The organism is Rhizobium sp. WCS2018Hpa-16, assembly GCF_031843705.1.
GTDB classification, from domain to species: domain Bacteria; phylum Pseudomonadota; class Alphaproteobacteria; order Rhizobiales; family Rhizobiaceae; genus Agrobacterium; species Agrobacterium tumefaciens_C.
Genome location: NZ_JAVTIX010000001.1, coordinates 832,467 through 856,196, shown reverse-complemented (window position 1 = coordinate 856,196; position 23,730 = coordinate 832,467). Strand labels below are relative to the sequence as shown.

The 23,730-nt window shown below is 56.6% G+C and carries 23 protein-coding genes and 1 tRNA gene; 9 read left to right on the top strand and 15 right to left on the bottom strand.

Going from position 1 to position 23,730, the window contains the following annotated elements; genetic code table 11:
• Nucleotides 1-40 precede the first annotated feature (40 nt).
• Both RQI55_RS04295 and RQI55_RS04290 read left to right on the top strand, forming a co-directional pair.
• Nucleotides 41-814, top strand: coding sequence for a competence/damage-inducible protein A (locus tag RQI55_RS04295; RefSeq protein WP_243255872.1), 774 nt, complete (start codon nucleotides 41-43; stop codon nucleotides 812-814).
• Nucleotides 815-943: 129 nt separating this feature from the next.
• The gene (locus RQI55_RS04290; RefSeq protein WP_243255870.1) at nucleotides 944-1,789 is read left to right on the top strand and encodes a universal stress protein; all 846 of its coding nucleotides are present in this window, start codon (nucleotides 944-946) and stop codon (nucleotides 1,787-1,789) included.
• 81 nt (nucleotides 1,790-1,870) lie between these two features.
• Here the strand turns inward: RQI55_RS04290 and RQI55_RS04285 are convergent, their stop codons facing one another.
• From RQI55_RS04285 to RQI55_RS04270, 4 genes are all read right to left on the bottom strand, one after another.
• Nucleotides 1,871-2,644, bottom strand: coding sequence for an amino acid ABC transporter ATP-binding protein (locus RQI55_RS04285; protein ID WP_042619334.1), 774 nt, complete (start codon nucleotides 2,642-2,644; stop codon nucleotides 1,871-1,873).
• An 11-nt stretch (nucleotides 2,645-2,655) separates the two neighbouring features.
• The gene (locus RQI55_RS04280) at nucleotides 2,656-3,813 is read right to left on the bottom strand and encodes an amino acid ABC transporter permease (RefSeq protein ID WP_042619333.1); all 1,158 of its coding nucleotides are present in this window, start codon (nucleotides 3,811-3,813) and stop codon (nucleotides 2,656-2,658) included.
• A 3-nt stretch (nucleotides 3,814-3,816) separates the two neighbouring features.
• The gene (locus tag RQI55_RS04275; RefSeq protein ID WP_192066878.1) at nucleotides 3,817-5,013 is read right to left on the bottom strand and encodes an amino acid ABC transporter permease; all 1,197 of its coding nucleotides are present in this window, start codon (nucleotides 5,011-5,013) and stop codon (nucleotides 3,817-3,819) included.
• 95 nt (nucleotides 5,014-5,108) lie between these two features.
• The gene (locus tag RQI55_RS04270) at nucleotides 5,109-6,131 is read right to left on the bottom strand and encodes an amino acid ABC transporter substrate-binding protein (RefSeq protein WP_042619331.1); all 1,023 of its coding nucleotides are present in this window, start codon (nucleotides 6,129-6,131) and stop codon (nucleotides 5,109-5,111) included.
• 433 nt (nucleotides 6,132-6,564) lie between these two features.
• On the opposite strand from RQI55_RS04270, the gene RQI55_RS04265 reads away from it, so the two are divergent.
• Nucleotides 6,565-7,752 (top strand): cystathionine beta-lyase, encoded by a 1,188-nt coding sequence (locus RQI55_RS04265; protein WP_243255869.1) that lies wholly within the window; start codon nucleotides 6,565-6,567, stop codon nucleotides 7,750-7,752.
• Here the strand turns inward: RQI55_RS04265 and RQI55_RS04260 are convergent.
• The gene (locus RQI55_RS04260) at nucleotides 7,749-8,918 is read right to left on the bottom strand and encodes an FAD-dependent monooxygenase (RefSeq protein ID WP_243255867.1); all 1,170 of its coding nucleotides are present in this window, start codon (nucleotides 8,916-8,918) and stop codon (nucleotides 7,749-7,751) included. The genes RQI55_RS04265 and RQI55_RS04260 overlap by 4 nt on opposite strands.
• Before the next feature lie 24 nt (nucleotides 8,919-8,942).
• Entirely contained in the window at nucleotides 8,943-9,188 is a 246-nt protein-coding gene (locus RQI55_RS04255) for a zinc-finger domain-containing protein (RefSeq protein WP_042619727.1), read from the bottom strand.
• Nucleotides 9,189-9,340: 152 nt separating this feature from the next.
• Between RQI55_RS04255 and RQI55_RS04250 the strand changes: the two genes are divergently transcribed.
• From RQI55_RS04250 to RQI55_RS04235, 4 genes are all read left to right on the top strand, one after another.
• Complete coding sequence (locus RQI55_RS04250; RefSeq protein WP_311272135.1) at nucleotides 9,341-10,123, top strand: alpha/beta hydrolase; 783 nt, start codon at nucleotides 9,341-9,343, stop codon at nucleotides 10,121-10,123.
• A gap of 138 nt (nucleotides 10,124-10,261) precedes the next feature.
• A complete protein-coding gene (gene cysE / locus RQI55_RS04245) occupies nucleotides 10,262-11,086 on the top strand; it encodes a serine O-acetyltransferase (protein WP_042619328.1) in 825 nt (274 codons plus the stop codon).
• A 94-nt stretch (nucleotides 11,087-11,180) separates the two neighbouring features.
• Complete coding sequence (locus tag RQI55_RS04240; protein ID WP_042619327.1) at nucleotides 11,181-11,384, top strand: DUF3126 family protein; 204 nt, start codon at nucleotides 11,181-11,183, stop codon at nucleotides 11,382-11,384.
• 396 nt (nucleotides 11,385-11,780) lie between these two features.
• A tRNA-Glu gene (locus RQI55_RS04235) sits at nucleotides 11,781-11,855 on the top strand.
• Between the two features lie 90 nt (nucleotides 11,856-11,945).
• On the opposite strand, the gene recJ is transcribed toward RQI55_RS04235, so the two are convergent.
• The 5 genes from recJ to rpiA all read right to left on the bottom strand — a co-directional run bounded on the left by recJ (nucleotide 11,946) and on the right by rpiA (nucleotide 17,421).
• Entirely contained in the window at nucleotides 11,946-13,748 is a 1,803-nt protein-coding gene (gene recJ, locus RQI55_RS04230; RefSeq protein ID WP_243256951.1) for a single-stranded-DNA-specific exonuclease RecJ, read from the bottom strand.
• 97 nt (nucleotides 13,749-13,845) lie between these two features.
• Nucleotides 13,846-14,046: a hypothetical protein gene (locus RQI55_RS04225; protein WP_243255863.1), complete on the bottom strand. Its 201-nt coding sequence runs from the start codon at nucleotides 14,044-14,046 to the stop codon at nucleotides 13,846-13,848.
• Between the two features lie 534 nt (nucleotides 14,047-14,580).
• Nucleotides 14,581-15,969 (bottom strand): glutathione-disulfide reductase, encoded by a 1,389-nt coding sequence (gor, locus tag RQI55_RS04220; protein ID WP_243255862.1) that lies wholly within the window; start codon nucleotides 15,967-15,969, stop codon nucleotides 14,581-14,583.
• Between the two features lie 130 nt (nucleotides 15,970-16,099).
• Nucleotides 16,100-16,705 carry a DUF2059 domain-containing protein gene (locus RQI55_RS04215; protein WP_192066888.1) on the bottom strand — a complete coding sequence of 202 codons (606 nt, stop codon included), beginning with the start codon at nucleotides 16,703-16,705 and terminating at the stop codon, nucleotides 16,100-16,102.
• 17 nt (nucleotides 16,706-16,722) lie between these two features.
• Nucleotides 16,723-17,421: a ribose-5-phosphate isomerase RpiA gene (gene rpiA, locus RQI55_RS04210; RefSeq protein WP_042619324.1), complete on the bottom strand. Its 699-nt coding sequence runs from the start codon at nucleotides 17,419-17,421 to the stop codon at nucleotides 16,723-16,725.
• A gap of 204 nt (nucleotides 17,422-17,625) precedes the next feature.
• Here rpiA and gph point away from each other — a divergent pair, with 204 nt between their 5' ends.
• A complete protein-coding gene (gene gph / locus RQI55_RS04205) occupies nucleotides 17,626-18,318 on the top strand; it encodes a phosphoglycolate phosphatase (RefSeq protein ID WP_243255861.1) in 693 nt (230 codons plus the stop codon).
• Nucleotides 18,319-18,436: 118 nt separating this feature from the next.
• Here gph and rpsD read toward each other — a convergent pair whose 3' ends face one another.
• Nucleotides 18,437-19,054, bottom strand: a complete 618-nt coding sequence (rpsD, locus tag RQI55_RS04200; RefSeq protein ID WP_042619322.1) for a 30S ribosomal protein S4 — start codon at nucleotides 19,052-19,054, stop codon at nucleotides 18,437-18,439.
• 444 nt (nucleotides 19,055-19,498) lie between these two features.
• On the opposite strand from rpsD, the gene RQI55_RS04195 reads away from it, so the two are divergent.
• The gene (locus RQI55_RS04195; protein ID WP_243255860.1) at nucleotides 19,499-20,482 is read left to right on the top strand and encodes a TerC family protein; all 984 of its coding nucleotides are present in this window, start codon (nucleotides 19,499-19,501) and stop codon (nucleotides 20,480-20,482) included.
• A gap of 37 nt (nucleotides 20,483-20,519) precedes the next feature.
• On the opposite strand, the gene RQI55_RS04190 is transcribed toward RQI55_RS04195, so the two are convergent.
• From RQI55_RS04190 to RQI55_RS04180, 3 genes are all read right to left on the bottom strand, one after another.
• Nucleotides 20,520-22,040, bottom strand: a complete 1,521-nt coding sequence (locus RQI55_RS04190) for an ATP-binding protein (protein ID WP_243255859.1) — start codon at nucleotides 22,038-22,040, stop codon at nucleotides 20,520-20,522.
• Between the two features lie 131 nt (nucleotides 22,041-22,171).
• Nucleotides 22,172-23,044, bottom strand: a complete 873-nt coding sequence (locus tag RQI55_RS04185) for an EamA family transporter (RefSeq protein ID WP_243255857.1) — start codon at nucleotides 23,042-23,044, stop codon at nucleotides 22,172-22,174.
• Between the two features lie 38 nt (nucleotides 23,045-23,082).
• Complete coding sequence (locus RQI55_RS04180) at nucleotides 23,083-23,718, bottom strand: LysE family translocator (protein ID WP_192066895.1); 636 nt, start codon at nucleotides 23,716-23,718, stop codon at nucleotides 23,083-23,085.
• Nucleotides 23,719-23,730: the final 12 nt, after the last annotated feature.

Here is a 23,730-nt window from a genome sequence, read left to right as displayed (position 1 = left end):
GCTCGGTTTCAATCGCCATTCCCCCATAAAGAGCACCCTCATGTCCGCACCCTCCACCGCTTCCAAAGTCGTATCTGCAGCCATGCTCGCCATCGGAGATGAACTCCTGTCCGGGCGCACGAAAGACAAGAATATCGGCCATCTCGCAGATGTGCTGACAATGGCGGGCATCGATCTCAAGGAAGTGCGAATTGTCGCGGATGAGGAGGCCGATATCGTCGAGGCGTTGAACGCACTGCGTGCACGCTATAATTATGTGTTCACCTCGGGCGGTATTGGCCCAACACATGATGATATCACCGCAGATGCGGTCTCGGTCGCTTTCGGCCTGCCATGCGAGCATGACGCCGATGCTATGCGTCTTCTGGGTGATATGTACCGCGTCAGAGAACTGGAATTTACCGATGCCCGCAAGCGCATGGCGCGCATGCCACGTGGTGCGAAACACATTGCCAATCCGGTTTCCACAGCGCCCGGCTTCATTGTGGAGAATGTCTATGTCATGGCCGGTGTGCCGCATATTTTTCAGGCCATGCTGGATAACGTTCTCCCAACATTGAGCACGGGAGCGAAAATCCTCTCGAATGCTGTCCACTCTCCGTTTGCGGAAGGCGATATCGGAACACCCCTTGCCGGCATCCAGAAGGCGCATCCGGAAACGAGCATCGGCTCTTACCCTAAATATGATGGGCAGCGGTTCTCTACCGAAATCATCGTGCGTGCGCGCGATGCAGCCGCTCTCAACGCTGCAGTTCAGGACGTGACTGCGATGATCGAAGAGATCGCCCGCGAAAAGGCCGCAAAGTCGGCGTAAAACACTCAGTAACGCATGAATTTGATAGCGATCAAGGCCATCAAGCCGATCTGACTGGATGATGAGGCCTGACACAACCTTTGTGCTGGCACTGGGATAATCCCGCTTATCACGATGAGGAGACAGGTCATGGGTTACAAGACGATACTGGCAGTCATGGACACTGCGGAAAATGCGCATGGGCTGGGAGACTTCGTAGCGACGCTCGCCCAGACCTATGCGTCCCACGTCATCGGTCTTCATATGGAAACTGCCGAGACGGCTCCTCTGGCCGCACCCATGGAGTTCCCCGATCCGGTGACCATCCAGGCCATGCAGGAAGTCGCTCATCAGGAAACCACTGAGGTCGAAGCCATCTTCAAGGCGAAGATGGCGGCGGAACAGATATCCAGCGAATGGCGCACCGGCATATCATCGGTCGGATACGGGTCCAGTGCCGCAATCCAAAGCGCGCGCTGCGCCGATCTCGTCATCGCCCGGCAGTCAACGGACTCGTCGATCTCCGACAGCCGGTTGGATCTCGATAATTTTCTATACGAGACTGGTCGCCCCATTCTGCTCGTTCCGCATGTGCTGCGCTCACCCAAATCTGTCCGGCGGGTGATGATTGCATGGAATGGATCCCGTGAGGCCACTCGCGCCACATTCGATGCCATGCCCTTCCTGCTTGCCGCCGAAAGTGTCGAGATTTTCTCCGTAGGCGCCGAAGACAGTGACACGCAATCAGCCGAACTGGCCGGTTCTGAGATCGCCGCAACGCTTGCTCGCCATGGCATCAATGTCGTGGTCACATCGGAGCAACGTGCACACACCCTGGCACCAGAGAAAGCCATCGAGCAACGCCTGTCAGATAACAGCATCGACCTGCTGGTCATGGGTGCCTATGGTCACTCGCGCTGGTGGGAAATGCTGTTTGGCGGCGTCACCCGCTCGCTGCTCGGCAAGATGACCGCGCTGACCTTGATGTCGCGCTAGTTAGCAGTCGAAGCAAGTTGGATAACGAAAAAGGGGCGGTCAATGACCGCCCCTTTTTGCATTCCGTATGATGTCAGCCGATCAATGCAGGATCTGGCTCAGGAACAGACGTGTACGCTCGTGCTGCGGGTTGTCGAAGAATTCGGCAGGCGAGTTCTGTTCGACAATCTGGCCCTGATCCATGAAGATCACGCGGTTGGCGACCTGACGCGCAAAGCCCATTTCGTGGGTCACGCAGATCATGGTCATGCCGTCTTCGGCGAGGCCCACCATCGTATCCAGAACTTCCTTCACCATCTCAGGGTCGAGAGCCGATGTCGGCTCATCGAACAGCATGATTTTCGGCTTCATGCACAGCGAGCGTGCAATGGCCACACGCTGCTGCTGACCACCGGAAAGCTGACCGGGATATTTGTGGGCCTGCTCAGGAATCTTGACGCGCTTCAGGTAGTGCATCGCGATCTCTTCGGCTTCCTTCTTGGGTGTCTTGCGAACCCAGATTGGAGCCAGCGTGCAGTTTTCCAGAATCGTCAGATGCGGGAAGAGGTTGAAGTGCTGGAACACCATGCCAACTTCGCGGCGCACTTCATCGATCTTCTTCAGATCGTTGGTCAGTTCGATGCCATCGACCTGAATGCTTCCCGACTGGTGCTCTTCCAGCCGGTTGATGCAACGGATCATCGTGGATTTGCCAGATCCGGACGGACCAGCAACAACGATGCGCTCGCCCTTCATGACCTTGAGGTTGACGTCACGCAGAACGTGAAAATCGCCATACCACTTGTTCATGCCGGTGATTTCAATCGCGACATCAGTCGATGAAACGGCGAGTTTTTGTGCTTGGGCTTCTGCCATGATTTTTCCCCTTATTTCTTATGTCCGGTGTCGAGGTGCCGTTCCATGAACAGCGAGTAGCGCGACATGCCGAAGCAGAATATCCAGAATATGAACCCGGCGAAGATGTAACCGGTCACAGGTGTTACGGGTGTCGCCCAGTTCGCATCCGACTGGTTGAGATTGACGATACCCAAAAGGTCGAACATGCCAATGATCGACACGAGAGATGTATCCTTGAACAGGCCGATGAAGGTGTTGACGATGCCGGGAATGACGAGCTTCAACGCCTGCGGCAGCACGATCAGCCGTGTCTTCTGCCAATAGTTCAGGCCCAGCGAATCCGCACCTTCGGACTGCCCCTTCGGGATTGCCTGCAAGCCACCGCGAATGACTTCCGCCATATAGGCCGAGGCAAACAGCGAGACACCGACGAGCGCGCGAAGGAACTTGTCGAAGGTCCAGCCATCGGGAAGGAACAACGGCAACATGATGCTGGCGAAGAACAGGACGGTAATCAGCGGAATGCCTCTGATCACCTCGATGAAGGTCACACAGAGCGTCTTGATAACCGGCATGTTGGAGCGCCGTCCAAGGGCCAGAATGATGCCGAAAGGCAACGAGACGGTGATGCCGAAGAAGGAAAGGATCAATGTCACCATCAACCCGCCCCACAGCTGTGTTTCCACAACCGGCAGACCGAAATAGCCACCAACCAGCAGGAAGAAGGACACAAACGGCAGGATGATGAACAGCAGAAGCGCGTTCAGAGCCTTGTGCGGTGCCTTCGGAATGAGCATCGGGATCAGCAGAACCGTGAAGCTCGCCAGAACCAGAAGCGGTCTCCAGCGCTCTTCCAATGGATAGCGCCCGAACATGAACTGCTCGAACTTGGCGTTGACGAAAGCCCAGCATGCGCCGGATTGCCCATCAGGCAAAGCGCCGCCCTGGGCAACGGTCAGGCAGGCCGTGCGGTCAGCACCTGTCCATGTCGCGTCAATGAACAGCCAGTTCACCATCGGCGGGATGATATAGACCAGAAGCGCGATTGCCAGCACGGTCAGGATCGAGTCCTTGGGCGTGGCAAACAGCCGGGTGCGAAGCCAGTGTATGGCACCAACCTGGCTGGAGGGCGCAGGCTCGGCAGCGGCCATGTTGGCACGAACGTAAGAGGTGGTTGTTGTTGTCATTGCTTATCTCTCCACCAGCGCCATCTTCGCGTTGAACCAGTTCATGACCAGCGCGGTTGTCAGCGACAATGAAAGGTAGACCACCAGCCAGATTGCGACGACTTCGACAGCCTGTCCGGTCTGGTTGAGGATGGTACCACCCACGGAAACCAAATCAGAAAAGCCGACAGCGACGGCAAGCGACGAGTTCTTGGTCAGGTTCAGAAACTGGCTCGTCAGCGGCGGAATGATGATCCGCATGGCTTGGGGAACGACGATGAGACGGGTTGTCGTGCTGGAACGCAAGCCCAGCGCATCAGCCGCTTCCGTCTGTCCCTTCGGCACAGCCTTGATGCCGCCACGGACAATTTCCGCGATGAAAGAAGCCGTGTAGAACGACAGAGCGAGATAGAGCGACAGGAATTCAGGTGCGATGACCGATCCACCCGAGAGATTGAAGCGTCCGGCAACGGGGTAATCGAAAGTCAGCGGTGAGCCGAGCGCCAGAAATGTCACCAGCGGCAGGCCGATGATGATGGCTGTGCCCACAAGGCCAGTGCGGAACGGTTGGCCCGTTCTCATCTGGCGGGCCTTTGCCCAGCGATAGACGAAGTAGGTGATGACGATGCCAACCAAAAACGCCAGCGGAATCAACCAGCTACCATCGCCCCAAACCTGCTTGGGATAGAAAAAGCCACGGTTGTTCAGAACGGTACCCAGCGGCAGTTGCAGCGAGTCGCGCGCCTGCGGCAGAATGGTGATGACGCCCTTGTACCAAAAGAAAATAACGAGCAGTGGCGGAATGTTGCGGAAGAGTTCCACATAGGCCTGTGCCAGCTTCGAGATCAGAAAGTTGCGAGACAGGCGCGCAATACCGACGATGAAACCGATGATGGAAGCGGTAATGATGCCGAGGATAGCAACCTGAAGCGTGTTGAGAATACCAACGATCAACGCACGTCCGAACGTGTTGTCGTTGTTGTACTCGATCAGCGACTGGCCGATATCGAAACCAGCTCTGCCTTCGAGAAAGCCGAAGCCTGAAGAAATGTTGGAGCGCTGAAGATTATGAACGGTGTTGGATGCGACCATCCATACGAACAGCGCCAGAAGAACGACAGTAATAATTTGATAAAAAATCGCCCGCACACGCGGATCATTGATCATGGACGTCGCGCTGTTTGCGCTCGACGGTTGCGATTGGAGCGCATTGCCTGCCATCGGCACCTTTCCCTCTCTTTGCTCTTTTCGAGCTTATTGTGTGCCGGGAGGCAGAGCGTTGGCCCTGCCTCCCGAAAATGCCGTTTTAAAGGATATTAACGGATTGGCGGTGCGTACTGCAGGCCGCCCTTGCTCCACAATGCGTTCAGACCGCGTTCGATCTTCAGCGGAGAACCGGCACCAACGTTGCGATCAAACACTTCGCCGTAGTTACCGACCTGCTTGATGATGTTGTATGCCCATTCGTTGGTGAGGCCGAAATCGGTACCAATCTTGGTGCCTTCTTCGGTGCCGAGCAGACGCTTGATGTCTGGGTTGGCAGCAGTCTTCTGCTCATCAACGTTCTTGGAGGTGATGCCGAGTTCTTCAGCGTTGACCATGGCGTAGTGAGCGAAGCTTACAACGTCAAACCACTGGTCGTCGCCCTGGCGAACGGCAGGTCCAAGCGGCTCTTTGGAGATGATTTCAGGCAGAACGACGTTTTCGTCCGGTGTCTTCATCTTCAAACGGATGGCATAGAGACCGGACTGGTCGGTCGTGTAAACGTCGCAACGGCCGCTGTCGTAAGCAGAAGTCGCGTCGGATTCCTTTTCAAATACAACAGGGTTGTACTGAAGGTTGTTGGTCTTGAAGTAGTCAGCGAGGTTGAGTTCGGTCGTCGTGCCCTGCTGAACGCAGACGGCAGCGCCGGAAAGCTCGAGGGCAGACTTAACGTTCAGCGCCTTCTTCACAACGAAGCCCTGGCCGTCATAGTAGTTGACGGTACGGAAGTTGAAGCCGAGCGATGTGTCGCGGCTGGCTGTCCATGTGGTGTTACGTGTCAGAACATCGACTTCACCGGACTGAAGCGCAGGGAAGCGGTCCTTGGATGTGAGGGGAACGAACTTTGCCTTCTTTGCATCGCCGAAAACGGCAGAGGCGATCGCACGGCAATAGTCAACGTCGATACCAGACCATTCGCCTTTGTCGTCCGGGTTAGAGAATCCTGGAATGCCAGAGCTCACGCCACAGGTTACAAAGCCCTTTGCCTTGACGTCTGCGAGCGTGGCGGCAGATGCAGCCGATGCAGCTCCGAGAACTGCTGCGCCAATGGCGGCTGACAGAATTGCCTTTTTCATTTTTTTCCCAACCTTTGTTTCTTAATTCGTCACAGAAGAAAGCCGTAATCTTGTCGTCTACGGTCAGCTCCCCGCCTCACCTCCCGGTGCGCGCACCTATCACAATCGTAATCGCAGTCAGGGTCAAGTCTCACCCCGAATAATTGTGTCCAAAAAACGGATTTTTTAAAATACCGTCCGTTTTATGGGCATATGACTATAAAATGCGCTAAAACAGATTAAATTCTGCTCATGCTGTCAGGCAGGTAGACTGAATTTTTGCGTGCGTCACACCTAATACGCGCTTTAGCGGTTCATGCTGCTGCCCATATGAGGAAGAGTATAGGCGGGCTGAAAATATCCTCAAACAATTGTGCCTGATGTAACGAAGTCTTGACCAAGGCAGGCTTTGCGTCTCATTTTCCAACGACACATCATTGAGAGACAATTCAGCATGAAATTCAAAGACGGATTCCTCGACGCCGCTGGCATCAACACGCGGCTTGCTCATCTCGGCAGTGATCCAGCCAGCAACCACGGCTTCGTCAATCCGCCGATCGTGCGCGGCTCAACGGTGCTGTTTCCAGATGCACAGACGCTCGTGTCCGAAGATCAGGCCTATACCTATGGCACGCACGGCACCCCCACCACCGATGCACTATGTGATATGATCAATGCACTTGAAGGTTCGGCGGGCACCATTCTTCTGTCATCTGGTCTTGCTGCCGTGACTGTGCCGTTCCTTGCCTATCTCTCGGCTGGCGACCATGCGCTCATCGTTGATTCCGTCTATTTCCCCACCCGCCGCTTCTGCAACACCATGCTCAAGCAGTTTGGCGTTGAGGTGGAATATTATGATCCGGCTATCGGTGCCGGGATCGAAGCGCTGATCCGGCCCAATACGCGGCTTCTTCATCTGGAAGCGCCCGGTTCCAACACCTTCGAGATGCAGGATGTGGCGCTGATGGCGTCCATCGCCCACCGCCATGATTGCGTCGTCACCATGGACAATACGTGGTCCACCCCGCTCTATTTCAAGCCGCTGGAGCACGGCGTCGATGTATCGATCCATGCAGCCACGAAATATCCCGCTGGCCATTCCGATGTGCTGATGGGCTTTGTGTCAGCCAATGAGAAGCATTGGAAAAAGCTGCATGATATCAACCGCGATATGGGTCTTTGCGTCACCTCAGATGATGCCTATCAGGTTCTGCGCGGCATGCGCACCATGGGTATGCGGCTGGAGCATCACCAGAAAAGCGCGCTGGAGATTGCCAACTGGCTGGAAGCGCGGGATGACGTCTTGCAGGTGCTGCACCCTGCCCTCCCAAGCTTCCCCACCCACGATCTCTGGAAGCGGGATTTCAAAGGCTCCAGCGGCGTCTTTTCCTTCGTCCTGAAAGCTGAAGCAGACCGCTTTACCGACACATCGCACGCCTTCCTCAATGCCCTGTCGATTTTCGGTATCGGCTTTTCCTGGGGCGGTTACGAATCGCTGGCAGTGCCAGTGTCCGTGCGGGATCGCACCGTGGCGAAAGGCCCGAGCGAAGGCCCGCTCATTCGCCTGCAGATCGGCCTTGAAGATGTTGCCGATCTCAAGCGTGATCTGGAAGCCGGATTCGCAGCGGCGGCGGCGGCTTAAAGCCCTTCGGCTCTGTAGCCATAGAGCCAATCAAAGTCCGCCAGAAACGCTTCTGGCGGCCTGATCGAGAGCATCAGGTCGCGGCCCAGCCGCATCGGCCCGCGTGCGTGGTAGGCAAATTTGTTGAGCGCCGCCCGCTTGCGTGCCTTAGCAATTCTGGGAACGCGATGCGCTTCGAACTGAGCCAGCGCATCGCCAAGGTTGTCGTTGCGGGTAACGAATGTGGCAAGCTCGAAGGCGTCTTCGATGGCCATGGCCGCACCCTGAGCCGCGAATGGCATCATGGCATGGGCCGCATCGCCAATCAGCACCGTGTCCCGGCCATTCTGCCACCTGCCCTCTCCGGCCTGAAACAATGGCCAGAATGTTGGCTTTGACACAGCTTCCAGAACATGTGCGAAGGCCGGATGCCAGTTGCGAAATTGCTTCAGCAGCAATGCATGCTGCTTGCCCTGCGCCTCTGCCTTCCAAGTATCACCGGGGTTCGCACCCGTCGCAATAGCAACGATATTGAAGCCACCGGTTTCAGCCAGCGGATAGGCCACCAGATGCGCCGATGGCCCGAGAAACGCCGTAACGCTGCGCTTTTGCAGAAAATCCGGCACCTGATCGGCGGCAGTGGTGAAACGCCAGGCGATATTGCCGGAAAAGGTCGCGGCGGGACTTCCTGCAATGGCGTAACGGGCGCTGGACCAGACGCCATCGCTGCCAACGATCAGGTCATGGTCATGAAAGGTCATGGCGGTCAGGTTGGCCGTGTTGACCGCGTCCACCTGTTTTCCCAGATGCAGACGGCAGAGCGGGTTTTGCCGCACCGCTGCCAGAAGGGCGTTTTGCAAGGTCGCCCTGTGCATCACGCCATAAGGCGCACCCCATCTCTGACGCGCAACCTGTCGCATTGGTAATGAGACGAGCTGGTTGAGGGAATGCCCGGACGCAAGGTTAACCGCGTCAGGCTCCAGCCACTGCTTTTCAATCTGCGGCAGCACATCCAGCGCGCTCAATATGCGGCTGGCGTTGGGCGAGATTTGCAGGCCCGCGCCAACCTCTTCGAGCCGCTCGGCCCGCTCGATGATATCGCAACGGATGCCGTGTCTGGCAAAGGCAAGGGCCGCGGTCAGACCGGCAATACCGGCACCGACAATGGCCACAGATTTTACAGGCATGAAAATCGCCAGTCTGAAAGGAAGTTAGGCGGCCTTCACGTGAAAGACGCAACCGGGTGGGTTTGTCTGCGTGGCCTTGATCGCCGGATTATAACGATAAAGCGTCGAGCAATAGGAACAGACCTTTTCATTGTCATCACCCATATCGATGAAGATATGCGGATGATCGAATGGCACGGATGCGCCCGTGCACATGAATTCCTTGACGCCGATTTCGATCATGCGATGTCCGCCGTCGTTCTGGAAGTGGGGAATGGTATGCCCGGCCATAATCGTCTCCAAATGCGATTTCATCATTGAGCAGAAGCTCAGCTTTTGCGGATATGTAACCTCAAATGCTTTTGACCTCCACAGAAATCATCGCGCAATATGTTCAACGCATCGATTTCCTGACATATGCTGCGCAAAAAAGGATGTGCTTGATGAATCTCAATGTGCCGCAATATTTGTCTTTCACCCGCGATGGTCTGCAACTGGCCTATTTCGATGAGGGCGATCCATCAGGCGTCCCGGTTCTGCTCATCCATGGCTTTGCATCCAGCGCCTCCGTCAACTGGGTGCATCCCGGCTGGCTGAAGACGCTGGGCGATGCCGGATACCGCGTCATTGCGCTGGATAATCGCGGCCATGGCGCAAGCGACAAGCCGCATGATTCCGACGCCTACTATCCCGCGACCATGGCAGAAGACGCCATCGGCCTGCTTGATCATTTGGGCATTTCCCAAGCCCATATCATGGGCTACTCCATGGGTGCGCGCATCTCCGCGTTTCTCGCCATGGCCCATCCTGAGCGCGTGCTTTCGTTGGTGTTTGGTGGCCTCGGCATCGGCATGGTGGATGGCGTTGGTGATTGGGACCCGATTGCGGATGCCCTTCGTGCGCCCTCGCTCGATGTCGTGACCCATGAGCGTGGCCGCATGTTCCGCGCATTCGCCGATCAGACAAAAAGCGACCGCATTGCCCTTGCCGCCTGCATCGAAACCTCTCGCGTTCTCGTGACCCGCGAGGAAGCGGCAAAGATCGACATTCCGACGCTGATCGCCGTTGGCACCAAGGATGATATTGCCGGTTCAGGCCAGGAGCTTGCTGATCTGATGCCGCATGCGAAAGCCATCGATATTCCCGGACGCGACCACATGCTGGCCGTTGGCGACCGCGTGTTCAAGGCAGCCGTGCTGGAGTTTTATCGCGAGATCGATGCTTGAGCGCGATCAAGACAATCATTTCCAAAACTCTGTCAAAAAAACTGATGCTTTCGCGTCTTTAACCGCGTTGGTAAATCACCATTTCTAGGCAACAGTTTTTTCTGTATAAGAACGGCACGAAATCGAGGGAGACCAGTTATGGTCGCACGTACAGAGGCACGCCAGCAGGAGCACCTTTCCGTGGTTGATCCCATCTGGGGAAGTCTACAAAACGAAGCACGTGCGGCAGCGGCGCAAGATCCGCTGCTCTCGGCCTTTTTCTATTCCACAATTTTGAACCACCACTCGCTGGAAGCCTGCGTCACCTATCGCATTTGCGAGTTGCTGGACCACCGGGATATGCAGGCCGTTCTGCTGCGCCAGACGTTCGAGGAAATGCTGGAAGACTGGCCGGAATGGGGCTCCATTCTGCGCGTGGATATTCAGGCGGTTTATGACCGCGACCCCGCCTGCACCCGTTTTCTGGAACCTGTCCTTTACTTCAAGGGCTTTCAGGCCATTCAAACGCACCGGCTGGCGCATTGGCTGTGGCAGAAGGGACGTCGCGATTTCGCGCTCTATCTGCAAAGCCGTGCCTCCAGCGTTTTTCAGACCGACATCAACCCCGCAGCGCGCATCGGCAAGGGCATGTTCCTCGATCACGCCACAGGCCTTGTCGTCGGCGAAACCGCTGTCATTGGCGACAATGTCTCCATTCTGCATGGCGTCACCCTTGGTGGCACCGGCAAGGAAGGCGCAGACCGCCACCCCAAGATCAGCAGCGGCGTTCTGATTGGTGCGGGTGCAAAGATCCTTGGCAATATCGAAATCGGCGCATGCTCGCGCATTGCCGCAGGCTCCGTGGTTCTCAAGCCAGTGCCGCCCAATGCGACGGTTGCCGGTGTGCCAGCGCGTGTGGTTGGCGAAGCCGGATGCAGCGAGCCATCGCGCATCATGGATCAGATCGTCGGGGCGGATATCTAGGCTTTCGGAGCTGTGCGTTTTTACAGCTCCACTTTACTTTCGCCTTTAAGCCATGCCAAAAGCGGCGCAACGTGAACCGCACAGGAGAACAGTGGTGAAAGCCGAAGAAATCAAAAAGCTCGACGCCTATTTCAAGCGTACCTTCAATGAAAACATGGTTGTGAAGGCCCGCCCACGCAAGGACGATTCGGCCGAAGTTTATGCTGGCGAAGAATTCCTTGGCGTCGTCTATATCGATGACGAAGACGGCGACCGCTCTTACAATTTCTCCATGGCCATCCTCGACGTCGATCTGTAGTCGCCACAAGGCGATGCCCTTATCACCATGCGGTGATATCCAGTTTTCAAGCCGCCCGCAACGAGATGTCTGCGGGCGGTTTTGTTTTTGGAATGGGCTGCAAATATTTTGCAAAACCTGCGGAACCAGTTTCCGGATTGTCCGTTATTCCCACGTCCCCCGATGAGGCGTGGGGTTACAATGTGGGAACGCCCCCTGTACCCCGCTGTAATCCCACGCTTCCCCCTCTCCCATTTCATTGTGACAACGTTTTACGCCGCATCATTCTGATGTTGCGCGGGTTTTCCACAGCCTCGCCGGCTGTTGAAACAAAAAATGTCATCGAAATGCAAAAAAATGAAAATAGGCGCTTGCGGAGAATCCAGTGCCTGACTATAAGGGCGCCACACAAGGTATGCGCCCTTCGTCTATCGGTTAGGACGTCAGATTTTCATTCTGAAAAGAGGGGTTCGACTCCCCTAGGGCGTACCACTTCCCCAATCATTTCATCCTAATAGAAGCGTCAGTTAAAGCTGTTTGAAATGGCTTCCGGCTTAAGACTTCGTCTGCGTCCTGCGCTATTTATGGCGCGAGAGCGGCGTCCAGCACGCGCAACTGCACCCTCTTCTGTCCCTGCCATTGATCTGCGCCCAGCGTGCCCGCGACGTGGATCTGGCGTCCCCGGGCGTTCATCAGCATTTGGCCGAGAGGCGCGTCTGCGGCACGGAATGCGATGCCATCCAGCCGAGAGCCATCCATGGCCTCAAGCGTGATCTTGACGTGGGACGTACCGACGATGCGCACATCGCGCAGGCGGTGGGCTGGCACGGCGAAGATGGGTTGCGAATGGCCGGAGCCATAAGGGCCTGCCTGCTCCATCTGCTCCACCAATTCCAGCGTGGCGCCGGATGCGCCGATCGCACCATCGATCTTCAGCACACTGTTCTCGACCAGTTGGAAGACTGTCTTTTGCGCCGCTTCTTCAAAGAAGGTTCTGAGGCGACCCAGATTGGCGCGCTCAACCGTCAGACCAGCCGCCATGGCGTGACCGCCACCCTTGACCAGCAGACCGGCATCCACGGCGTTGCGCACCATCTTGCCCATATCGAAGCCATTGATTGAGCGCCCGGAGCCTGTGCCCTTGCCCTGCGAGTCAAAAGCGATAGCAAAGGCGGGGCGGCGGAAGCGATCTTTCAGGCGGGAAGCCAGCAGACCGACGATGCCGGGGTGCCAGTTTTCCCGCGCCGTAACGATCACGCCAGCGCCAGTGCCGTCGCCATATTCATAGAGAGCCTCAGCCTCCGCCTCGGCCAGCATGGCAGCCTCCATGGCCTGACGTTCACGGTTCAACTCATCCAGCTTTTCCGCAATGATTTCGGCTTGCGATTCGTCATCCAGCGTCAGCAGACGGCTGCCGAGCGCCGCATCGCCAATGCGGCCCCCGGCATTGATGCGCGGGCCGACGAGAAAGCCGAAGTGATAGGGCGTGACAGGCCCGCCGAGGCCAGCCTTTTTGAACAGGGCGGCAAGGCCTGCATTCTTCATGTGGCGCGCGGCGATCAGGCCTTTCACCACATAGGCGCGGTTCAGGCCCTTGAGCGGCACCACATCGCACACGGTGGCAAGCGCCACGATATCCAGCAACGAAAGAAGATCGAGCGTGTAGGCCCGGCTATCTCGCGCGTCTTTCAATACCCGCAGCGTGGCGACCAGCACCAGAAAAACGACGCCCGCCGCGCAGAGATGCCCCTGCCCGGAAAGGTCGTCCTCGCGGTTCGGATTGACCAGCGCCACGGCTGGCGGCAACTCAGTGCCAACCTGGTGATGATCGATAACGACGACATCGGTCTTGGCGTCACGCGCAGCGGCGAGGGACTCGTGGCTTGTGGAGCCACAGTCGACCGTAATGATGAGTGAGTTGCCATTGGCGGCAAGCTGCTGCATGGCGGCGGGGTTTGGGCCGTAACCTTCGAAAATACGATCAGGAATGTAGATTTCCGGCTCCAGCCCAAAATGGTGCAGGAAGCGGAACATCAGCGCGGATGAAGAGGCTCCGTCCACGTCATAATCTCCGAAGATCGCAACCTTTTCCTGTCGCTTGATGGCGGTCGCAATGCGTGTTGCCGCCTTTTCGCAATCCGTCAGCGTCAGCGGATCTGGCATGAGGGAGCGGATGGTGGGGTCCAGAAAGGCCAGCGCATCATCGACGCCGACGCCACGGCCTGCCAGCACACGGGCCACCAGCTCGGGAATGGCATGAACCTGCGACATGGCCAGAGCACGGTTCTGCCCGGCCTGATCCAGCCGCGACATCCACTTCTGCTCCGTTGCCGACCGATCCACCCCGAGAAAGGCTCTCGGCACAGCATCGACCGGTTCATTCATTGCCATCAGTCAGATACCCATCCAGCCAGATTGTTCTGACCAAGGGGCTAAAGGCCGAACCGGGCTTTTTCAAGCACAAATCTCTTGTCTGCGCGGCTTACCACATCGGCAGGAAGATGAAGGCAGCAAAAGCGGCTGAAATGGCGGCAATCAGGCATGGCAAGCGCCAATCGCGCCCCTGCCCGTCCATCTCGAATTCCAGACTGCGGAGATTGTCATTCGCCCCAGCCTTGCGCGATCTATGATCGGGATCCGGGCGAACGGAATTGTCTTCCTTGAACAATATCGATGATTTCACGGCCACGCCTCCCAACGTTTTGTGAACATGCGGCATCTTACCACCACACAGCGCTTTTGTACAAAGATTCGATTTTCAAAAATCCCCTGAACACACGTCAGCATTCACGCGGCGCGCTGGCACCCGTGGCATGTTCATTCGACCCGGAGAGCGCACGCAAATGCTGTTGTGTCTCTGGTATGGTTCATTCTGTGGCTGCGCATTTGCGTGGCCCCTGGCGTCGAAACGTCTTAGGGCAGCAGCCAAGCCGTGAATGGTCCCGGCCGTGCGCCAAATCGTTATCCATCAAGCCCTCGTCGCCGCTCCACCCGTGAATGGTTGAAGGGCAATCAAAGCCTGCAGTCTTGACAGCATAGAGCCTTGCCCGCACGTTCCGGGTCAAAACCAACGCCGCCTGCTCCCTGTCAGCAATGTCTCGCGATACACTACCGTCAGAGACGCGGATGGATTTTAGGCACGGGTGTTAGGGACATTGAGAAAAGAATTTTATTTTTTTGAGCCGACTGGGAAATGGCGAGCGAAGCAAGGCTTCGCTTATAGCCTTTCCCCGTTCTTGATCCGGTAGGTCGGCGTGTACATCGTTACCAACTCTTCCGCTGCCGTGGGGTGAACCGCCATTGTCGCGTCGAAGTCGTCCTTGGTGCAACCGGCCTTCAGCGTGATGCCCAGAAGCTGCGCCATCTCGCCCGCATCGTGCCCGAGGATATGCGCACCGACGACCTTGCGGTCTGCCGCATTGACGATGAGCTTCATGATCATCTTTTCAGACCGGCCGGAAAGTGTCGCTTTCATGGGGCGGAACTGGGCACGGTACACCTCAATTTCCTCGAACTTGGCAGCAGCTTCCTCTTCCGAAATTCCCACGGTGCCAATTTCCGGCTGAGAGAAAACGGCGGTCGCGATGAGGTGGTGGTCAGGCTTGGTGGGGTTGTTCTTGAACTCGGTTTCGATGAAGCACATGGCTTCGTGGATCGCCACCGGCGTCAGCTGTACCCGGTCAGTGACATCACCAAGCGCGAAGATGCTGGGGACATTGGTGCGCGAATAATCGTCGACGATAATGGCCCCTCGCTCGTTGACCGCAACACCAGCATTTTCGAGACCGAGGCCATTTGTGTTCGGATCACGACCAAGGGCCAGCATGACCTGACCAACGGCCAATGTGTGGCCTTGCTTGGTGCGGGCAATCAAACCACCGGCTTCATCCTTGCTAACCTCCTGGATAATGTCTTCCAGAATGATGCGAATGCCCTTCTCAACCATGGCCGCATGCAGGCCAGCACGCATGTCATTATCGAAGCGCGAGAGGATTTCCTTGCCACGATAGATCAGAGTGGTTTCGACACCGAGTCCGTGGAAAATATTGGCAAACTCCACCGCGATGTAACCACCACCGGCAATCAGAATGGACTTGGGCAACTCATCCAGATCAAACGCCTCATTGGAGGATATAGTCAACTCATGGCCGGGTAGCGAAGCATGCGGGTTCGGCGTTCCACCAACGGCAATCACGATACGCTCCGCCGTAACCGTGTGGCCAGTTTTCGTCAGCTTGACGGTGTGTGCATCAACGAGCTCGGCGCGGCTGTCGAAAATTTCGGCCTTGGCGTTCTCAAGACCCTTTCGATAGAGGCCTTCCAGGCGCGTGATTTCCTTGTCCTTGGCCGCAATCAGCTTTTTCCAGTCGAACGAGCTTTCGCCGACAGTCCAGCCAAAGCCCTCGGCATCTTCAAAATGTTCTCGGAATTGCGAGGCATAAACGAACAGCTTCTTCGGCACGCAACCACGGATGACGCATGTTCCGCCGTAGCGGTACTCTTCTGCGATACCGACTCGTTTGCCGAGGGACGCAGCCACACGGGCGCTGCGCACGCCGCCGGAACCACCGCCAATAACGAAGAGATCATAATCGTAAGATGTCATGCCAGAGCCTCTGATGGGAAGGACGACCTTGGTCATCCCCGATACAGTCATATAGGTGGCGCATGACACAAATGAAAAGCCCGGAGTTTAATCCGGGCTTTGAAATATTCTCAAACCTGTTTGAAAAAGATCAGGGCTTTGGCTTGGCAGCCGGTGCGGCAGGCGCCGGTGCAGCAGTTGCGCCTGGTGCGCCACCAACATTGGCGCCATTGGCAGGAAGCGGCTGAAGATCAGCGCCGGCAACCTTCTGAAGTTCTGCCATGCTGGACGTGTTGAGATCGCGGTTGATACCAGCTGCCCAGATGTCAGCGGCCTTCATCAATTCGCGTGTGGCAATCGGGCCGTCTTTCAGCAACTTTTTGCCAGCTTCACTGCCGTAGAAAGTCGAGATCGCTTTCAGCTCATCGAGCGAGAATGCGCGCGCGTAAGTCAAAGCGGCTTCGCGTTCCAGATCGGCACGACGCGATGCGAGTTCAAGCGCCTTGGCGTCTACGGTCGCGGTAATCGCGTCTTCAACATTTGGCGAAGCCTGAATGAGCTCAGACTTCAGGCGCTCTGCAAGGCCCGGAAGAATATCGTCGAACCGGTCTGTTACGCCCAGCGTGCTGATTGCCTGCTTTGCAGCAGCAATATGCGCTTCGGAAATTTCCTGCGCACGAACGGCGGTGCCGAACACGATGCCGGAAATGAAGATCGAAGCAGCGGCAGCTTTGCCCAGTCCCGCAAGGTTGATCATGAAATCTCTCGCTCCTGTTATAGTTTCGCCTGCATTACGCGGGCGCCATCCGGCCCGGCGATAATGGCAAGCGATGCCAGATTAATGAAAAGTCCGTGCTCGACAACACCCGGTATGGCGTTCAGCTCGCGTGCCAGTGCTTCTGCATCAGGAATACGGCCAAAAGATGCGTCGAAAATGAGGTGGCCACCGTCTGTTGTGAAGGGGCCATCCTCCAGCGAACGCAGCTTCAAATCGCCTGTCAGGCCGAGTTTTGAAGCCACATTCTCAATAGCTATGCAGGTCGCAACCTGCCCGAAAATATTGATCTCGATAGGCAGTGGAAAAGCGCCAAGCGTCTCCACGACCTTTGTCTGATCGGCAATCACGATCATGCGAGATGAAGATGCCGCAACGATTTTTTCGCGCAGCAAGGCACCGCCACCGCCCTTGATGAGTCGCAGGCCGTGGTCGACCTCGTCGGCACCATCAATGGTCAGATCCAGTTCTGGAAGCTCGTCCAGCGATTTCAAGGGAACGCCCAGCTCCACACACAGACGTGCCGTGCGCTCGGATGTTGGCACGCCTTGAACTTTCAGGCCGTTGGACACTTTTTCGGCCAGAAGCCTCACGAATTCTTCTGCCGTGGAGCCCGTTCCAATTCCAAGACGCATACCGTCTTCGACGTAGGACAACGCCGCTTCTGCGGCCTTGATCTTCATTTGGCGGGCATCCATGCGGCTGCAAACTCCATGTCGTGGATCGATGAACGTGGAGAACCTGCCACAGGATACCCACGCTGGCGTGCTGTTTACACGGGTCGAATAACAAACGAAAGCCCTTGCAAGGGATACGCGCAACGATTCAAAGGTTTCATTGCAAAACGCAAGAACGATGCTTAGCCTTGGTGGCACGACACACCGCACACCAAGAGGCATGCCTTGACTTCCACTCTCGTGATATTCGATCTCGACGGAACACTCGTCGAAACCGCCCCCGACCTCATCGACAGCCTGAATTATGCGATTGCCGCCGCCGGTCTCGCGCCAACGACCTATGATGACCTGAAGCACCTCGTTGGTCACGGCGCGCGCGTCATGATCAAGCGGGCCTTTGCGCTGCGCGACAGGGAACTGCCCGACAACGAGCTGGAGCCGCTCTATGAGCGCTTTCTCTCCCACTATCTCGAACAGATGCCTGGTCAGAGCGTTCCTTACCCCGGCATTGTCGATGCACTCGACAGGCTGAAAGACGCAGGCTTCACCCTCGCCGTTTGCACCAACAAGACTACCGCGCTTGCTATACCGCTTCTGGAGAAACTGGGCCTTAGCCACTATTTCGCAGCCACGACCTGCGGCGATACCTTCGAATGGCGCAAGCCGGATGCGCGCCACATTCTGGGCACGATCGAAAAAGCTGGCGGAGAACTCGCACGCAGCGTGATGGTGGGCGACAGCCTGAACGACATCGCTTCGGCCAAGAACGCCCAGATACCATCGGTCGGCGTCACATTTGGTTACACGGATGTGCCAATGGCCGAGCTTGAACCAGACGTGGTGATCGATAGTTACGACGAACTTGATGCAGCGCTGATTGAGCGGCTGATCAAACAGCGGGCAGCAGCAACAGTCTAAGGTTCAGCCCACCTCGCCCGTCATCACGCATTCTGCGAGGTGACGGCATTCCCCCAAAGACAGTGCATAAAAAAAGCCGCCTCGAAAGGCGGCTTTTTCAATGGATGCTACACGCAGATTAACGCGAGTAGAATTCGACCACGAGGTGTGGTTCCATGACGACGGCGTAAGGAACGTCAGCAAGAGCAGGAACGCGAACGAATGTCGCAACCATCTTGTTGTGATCAACTTCAACGTAGTCAGGAACGTCGCGCTCTGCGAGAGCAACAGCTTCCAGAACCGTTACCAGCTGCTTGGACTTCTGGCGAACTTCGATAACGTCGCCTGGCTTGCAGCGGTAAGAACCGATGTTGACGCGAACGCCGTTAACCGTGACGTGGCCATGGTTTACGAACTGGCGAGCAGCAAAAACAGTCGGAACGAACTTTGCGCGGTATACGATCGCGTCCAGACGGGACTCGAGCAGACCGATCAGGTTCTCGGATGTGTCACCCTTGCGACGGTTAGCTTCGTCGTAAGTTGCACGGAACTGCTTTTCACGGACTTCACCGTAGTAGCCCTTGAGCTTCTGCTTGGCGCGCAGCTGCGTGCCGAAGTCGCTCATCTTGCCCTTGCGGCGCTGGCCGTGCTGGCCTGGGCCGTATTCGCGGCGGTTTACTGGGGACTTAGGACGACCCCAGATATTTTCGCCCATGCGGCGGTCAATTTTATACTTAGACGATTCGCGCTTGCTCATCGTATTTCCTTTCAGAATGTTACACCGGTTTGTTACCAAACCGGATCAAGGAAACACGCCCTCCTCTGAGGTCCTGTTTTAGGACCTCTGACAGGTTTCTCACATTTGCGAATGGAGAAGCCACGGGACATGTCGGTGATGTCGATTGCCGAACGACAACTTTCGAGCTGCAAGGCAATCAACAGATAACACCGAGCATTGCTGCCCGGTGTTGTGCGGCTTCTATGGTTCCTTCATAAATATGTCAATGAGAAAAAAGTTTGACGCCCCTCTTGAAACAGGATTTCGCCACATTATTTTCTCGTTCGTGATCAGGACTCGGGCCCCTCTGGCGTATTACCGGACAATACGCGATGTCGAGTCTCTTGAGGGTGGGGCCACGTCTAAATATTGCTCACGCGTCCCCATCTGAAAAGCCAACCTCGTCCGGCCAAAGGTTGACTGATGGAATTTCTCTTCGCTGATTTTCTCGGCACCCCCACCTGGATGTGGGCTGTCTTTATTTCTCTTGTATTAGGTCTTCTCGCCCTTGATCTGGGCGTGTTGCACAAAAACTCCAAGGAAATCGGCATTCGCGAAAGCATGCTGATGTCCACCTTCTATATCGGTATCGGCTTGGCCTTTGGCGGCTGGATCTGGTATCAATCCGGCCAGCAACTGGCTTTGGAATATGTGACAGGCTTTGTCGTTGAAAAAAGCCTGGCGATGGACAACATCTTCATCATCGCCATGATCTTCTCCTATTTTGCCATCCCTCGCCAATATCAGCACCGCGTGCTGCTCTGGGGTATTCTGGGCGTGATCGTTCTGCGCGGTATCATGATTGCCGCTGGTGCAGCCATCGTCGAGAACTTCCACTGGGTGCTTTATATCTTTGCGGCGTTTCTGGTCTTTACCGGCCTCAAGATGCTGTTCTCGTCAGATCATGATGCGAACGATATCGGCAACAACAAGATCCTGAAGTTCCTGCGCAAGCACCTGCCAGTCACCAATGCACTGCACGGTGAAAAATTCATCGTGAAGGAAGTTGACGAAAAGACGGGCAAGCTGAAGACCTTTGTAACGCCGCTTTTCCTCGCGCTGATCATGGTCGAAATTGCCGACCTTATCTTCGCCGTCGATTCGATCCCGGCGATCTTCGCGATCACCACAGACCCGTTCATCGTTTACACGTCGAACATCTTCGCGATCCTTGGCCTTCGCGCACTCTATTTCGCGCTCGCTGCCCTCATCCACCGCTTTGCGTACCTGAAATATGCGCTGGCTGCGGTTCTGGTCTTCGTCGGTTCCAAGATCTTTGTGGCTGACATGCTCGGCATTGCCAAGATCCCGCCGACCCTATCGCTCGGTGTGACAGTCGCAATCCTTGCGACCGGCATCATCGGCTCTCTGTGGGCAACCCGCAATGAAACGAAAGCTGTAGAATAATGACAGATGTGAGGGCGGCGAAAGCCGCCTTCATGGTTTACTCTGCTGCCAACTTTGAAGTTTCATCAGCCGCATCCGCATCCCCGGGTGCGGTTTTTGCGTCGAGGTCAGGGAAAGCAACAATGCGCTTACCGGAGAAATCCGCATGCACGACAACCAGTTCCTTCTCCTCGAAATAGCCGAGCAGCATACGGGCGCGACGCGCAGAATGCGTGCCATAGGCGCGCGCGATGCGGGCATCTGAAGGACATGGCTCTTCGTTGAGAGCGGCCTTGACCAGCAACAGGAAAACACCCTGCAAATCGTCTGACACGTTCTTGGAGAGCGCGAGTGCCTTTTCCCAATCCTCGCTTGCCGCCATCTCCGCATCCACGCCGGAGCGGGTGATGGCCACCTGACGGCGGAACTCGGAAAGCGCCATGGGAGTGCCAGGAATGCGCCGCATGCGGGCGCGCACCAGAAACTCCTGATAGAGGACGGCATCAGTACGATAGGCGGATTGCGGATCGTCCATAATTTCAGTCAGCACCGCAGAAATCTTATCTTCGCGCTCTTCTGGCGACATTTCCGGCTGGCTGCTGCGCTGTGTCGGCTGCTGCGGCTCCGGGCCGCCAATGGCTGGCGTGGAACGAGCAAGCTCTGCCAGAATATCGGTCGTTGGGCGCGGTGCCGGCGGCGTTCGGCGCACCGGTGCGCGGGTGAATTCCTCCGGGTCAGGCGTGAAGATCAGGTCTTCCACATCCTGCGGCGAGTCGGGCAGCGGCATGAGCTTCGGCGACGACGAGCGTGCCGAGGTTTCCACCGCACCAATGATGATCGGCAAGGGACGACGCGACAGCGCGGGGCCGAGCGCCACGAAATTTCCGCGCTGCAGATCGCGGAACATTTCCGCCTGACGGCGATCCATGCCCAGCAGATCGGCTGCACGCGCCATATCGATATCGAGGAAAGTTCGGCCCATCAGAAAGTTGGATGCCTCGGCTGCGACGTTCTTGGCAAGCTTTGCCAGACGCTGCGTGGCAATAACGCCTGCCAGGCCACGTTTACGGCCACGGCACATCAGGTTCGTCATAGCACCGAGCGACATTTTGCGGGCGTCTTCCGTCACCTCACCGGCAACGGAGGGGGCAAACATCTGCGCCTCATCCACCACGACAAGGACGGGATACCAGAACTCGCGGTCTGCATCGAAAAGTCCGTTCAGGAAGGCAGCGGCGGCGCGCATCTGCTGCTCGACATCCAGGCCTTCCAGCGTCAGAACGCAGGACACCCGGTGCTGGCGAATACGGTTCGCAATGCCGGAAAGTTCGCCTTCCGTGCGCTCACCATCAACCACCACATGGCCGAACTTATCGGCCAGCGTAACGAAATCGCCTTCCGGATCGATGATGACCTGTTGCACCCAGGGAGCGGATTGCTCCAGCAAACGGCGGAGCAGATGGGATTTCCCTGAGCCGGAGTTGCCCTGCACCAGCAAGCGTGTGGCGAGCAATTCCTCAATATCGAGCTTGGCTGACTGCCCGCCCGATAGCGTTCCCATGTCGATACCGACCTGCAATTTGACAATTCCCTGCACTGCGAAAGGATGACGTGCTGACGATGCGCCGCGCGAACCTTCTCTTTACCAAATATTTCAACAAATGCGCCCGCGCATCGCGACAATGCACAGGGAATATCGCAAACGCCTTATCAGCCGCGCCCCAATGAAATGCGGCGTCCGAACACGTTGAGCGCAAGTCCTGCGACCACGAGCGCGCTGCCGATTATCTCCAGCAACGTGATCTCCTCGTCGAAAGCATAATACGCACCGATGAAGCCGACAATTGGCACGAGAAGTGAAAATGGCGCAACGGTTCCCGCTGGATAGCGAAGCAGAAGAAAGCTCCATATCCCTGCGCCAACGATTGTCGCGCCATAAGCCATATAGGCGACGACAAGAACTGTCATGAGATTTGCCGTTGCCAGACCCGCCGAAATCGCCTGCGGACCTTCCAGAAGAAGTGAAAGGACAACGAGGGGCAGCACCGGCACAAGGCTGGTCCAGGCCACGAAGGAAATTGCGTTGACCCGGCCAACCTTGCGGTTGACAATATTGCCGATTGCCCAGCTGAAGGCAGCGCCAACAGACATCAACAGTGGCACCATGGCGCTGATGTTAAGCCGCTCCAGCCCGATGACGGCCAGACCGCTAAACGCAATAACGGCCCCTGCCACATGGGATTTCAGCGGAATTTCACCCAGCAGCGTGACCGCCAGCGCCATGGTAAAAAAGGCTTGCGACTGCATGACCAGCGAAGCCAGCCCCGCAGGCAGGCCCCATTTGATGGCCGTGTATAAAAGCCCGAACTGCGCGCAGCCCATGACCATGCCGTAGACCACCATATGCTGCCACGGCACCTTGGGGCGCGGCAGAAAGAAGATGAGCGGGACAGCGGCGAAAAAGTACCGCAAAGCCGTCAGAAACAAGGGCGGCATATCCATGACGCCAACCTTGATGACAACGAAGTTGAAGCCCCACAAAAACACGGTGATGAGGGCGAGAAATATGTGCGGCACTGCCATGTGAATTCCAATCGGTGCCGCAGGAAATCGCGGCGCTCTTAACCGACGGCCCGTTTCCAACCCATGGTCAACACACCAGCCCCGATCAACAGGCTGCCGCCCGTACGGTTGACGATACGTTGAACATTTGGCTTGCGAATGGAGTTGCGGGCCGCACTTGCCAGCAATCCATAAAGAGCCGCGTTGCAGGTGGCAAGCACAAGGAATGTAACCTCAAAGATCATGACCTGTGGCCAGAAGGGCAAAGATGGCGTGAGAAACTGCGGCAGGAACGCCACGAAAAAGATGATGCTCTTGGGATTGAGCGCCGTGACGACATAGGTATGCAGGAATATCTTGAGCGGACGTTCCCTGCCCTTTGTCTGCTCTTCCCCTGCGCCCTCGCCGCTCACTGGCGCCCGCCAGATCTTGATACCAAGATAGATGAGATAGGCGGCCCCCACCCATTTGAGACCCGTAAACAGCGCGGCGGATGTCGCAAGCAGCGCACCCAGCCCCAGCATCGACGCCGTCATCGCCGTAAAATCGCCCAGCGCCACGCCAGCGACGGTGGCAGAACTCGCCTTCCGCCCATGGCCCAGCGCATAGGAAATGACCAGCAGGATTGTTGGTCCGGGAATGGCAAGCATAATGGCAGATGCGGCAACAAAGGCCAGCCAGTTCTCAATCGGCATAATAATGTCTCC

What these genes read in the sequence shown, in the direction of transcription:
- RQI55_RS04295 (WP_243255872.1), top strand. Translation starts at nt 41, where the DNA reads ATGTCCGCACCCTCCACCGCTTCCAAAGTCGTATCTGCAGCCATGCTC.
- RQI55_RS04290 (WP_243255870.1), top strand. Translation starts at nt 944, where the DNA reads ATGGGTTACAAGACGATACTGGCAGTCATGGACACTGCGGAAAATGCG.
- RQI55_RS04285 (WP_042619334.1), bottom strand. Translation starts at nt 2,644, where the DNA reads ATGGCAGAAGCCCAAGCACAAAAACTCGCCGTTTCATCGACTGATGTC.
- RQI55_RS04280 (WP_042619333.1), bottom strand. Translation starts at nt 3,813, where the DNA reads ATGACAACAACAACCACCTCTTACGTTCGTGCCAACATGGCCGCTGCC.
- RQI55_RS04275 (WP_192066878.1), bottom strand. Translation starts at nt 5,013, where the DNA reads ATGGCAGGCAATGCGCTCCAATCGCAACCGTCGAGCGCAAACAGCGCG.
- RQI55_RS04270 (WP_042619331.1), bottom strand. Translation starts at nt 6,131, where the DNA reads ATGAAAAAGGCAATTCTGTCAGCCGCCATTGGCGCAGCAGTTCTCGGA.
- RQI55_RS04265 (WP_243255869.1), top strand. Translation starts at nt 6,565, where the DNA reads ATGAAATTCAAAGACGGATTCCTCGACGCCGCTGGCATCAACACGCGG.
- RQI55_RS04260 (WP_243255867.1), bottom strand. Translation starts at nt 8,918, where the DNA reads ATGCCTGTAAAATCTGTGGCCATTGTCGGTGCCGGTATTGCCGGTCTG.
- RQI55_RS04255 (WP_042619727.1), bottom strand. Translation starts at nt 9,188, where the DNA reads ATGGCCGGGCATACCATTCCCCACTTCCAGAACGACGGCGGACATCGC.
- RQI55_RS04250 (WP_311272135.1), top strand. Translation starts at nt 9,341, where the DNA reads ATGAATCTCAATGTGCCGCAATATTTGTCTTTCACCCGCGATGGTCTG.
- cysE (WP_042619328.1), top strand. Translation starts at nt 10,262, where the DNA reads ATGGTCGCACGTACAGAGGCACGCCAGCAGGAGCACCTTTCCGTGGTT.
- recJ (WP_243256951.1), bottom strand. Translation starts at nt 13,748, where the DNA reads ATGAATGAACCGGTCGATGCTGTGCCGAGAGCCTTTCTCGGGGTGGAT.
- gor (WP_243255862.1), bottom strand. Translation starts at nt 15,969, where the DNA reads ATGACATCTTACGATTATGATCTCTTCGTTATTGGCGGTGGTTCCGGC.
- RQI55_RS04215 (WP_192066888.1), bottom strand. Translation starts at nt 16,705, where the DNA reads ATGATCAACCTTGCGGGACTGGGCAAAGCTGCCGCTGCTTCGATCTTC.
- rpiA (WP_042619324.1), bottom strand. Translation starts at nt 17,421, where the DNA reads ATGGATGCCCGCCAAATGAAGATCAAGGCCGCAGAAGCGGCGTTGTCC.
- rpsD (WP_042619322.1), bottom strand. Translation starts at nt 19,054, where the DNA reads ATGAGCAAGCGCGAATCGTCTAAGTATAAAATTGACCGCCGCATGGGC.
- RQI55_RS04195 (WP_243255860.1), top strand. Translation starts at nt 19,499, where the DNA reads ATGGAATTTCTCTTCGCTGATTTTCTCGGCACCCCCACCTGGATGTGG.
- RQI55_RS04185 (WP_243255857.1), bottom strand. Translation starts at nt 23,044, where the DNA reads ATGGCAGTGCCGCACATATTTCTCGCCCTCATCACCGTGTTTTTGTGG.
- RQI55_RS04180 (WP_192066895.1), bottom strand. Translation starts at nt 23,718, where the DNA reads ATGCCGATTGAGAACTGGCTGGCCTTTGTTGCCGCATCTGCCATTATG.